The sequence below is a fragment of the Staphylococcus sp. EG-SA-17 genome (assembly GCF_017151845.1).
Taxonomy (GTDB): domain Bacteria; phylum Bacillota; class Bacilli; order Staphylococcales; family Staphylococcaceae; genus Staphylococcus; species Staphylococcus aureus.
This window is the reverse complement of the sequence record NZ_JACVZO010000196.1, coordinates 1-217: the sequence shown is the minus strand read 5'-3', so window position 1 is coordinate 217 and position 217 is coordinate 1. Positions and strand designations below refer to the sequence as shown.

The window sequence follows — 217 nt, the reverse complement described above, 5'->3', positions numbered from 1 at the left end:
GTTAATGGGTTCACTGTGATTGGTGTTGTGATTGTCTTACTTCCTGGTTGTCCTTCTTGTTTCACTCGCTCTTCACCAGGTTGTAATTTTGGATTAAATTCACGTTTTGTTTCAAACGGTATCTCTACTGTTTTTGTTTCTGGTGTACCCGTTTTTGGTCCGTGTTTAATCACATCATCCACTGGCTCTTCGATCACTTTTCCTGTGTCTGGATTCT

The 217-nt window shown here is 40.6% G+C and carries 1 protein-coding gene; it reads right to left on the bottom strand.

Annotation, left to right across the window (positions count from 1 at the left end; all coding sequences use genetic code 11):
- Positions 1 to 217, bottom strand: a 217-nt coding sequence (locus IDG65_RS14715) for a G5 domain-containing protein (protein WP_206174286.1), incomplete at both ends; no start/stop codon positions are given.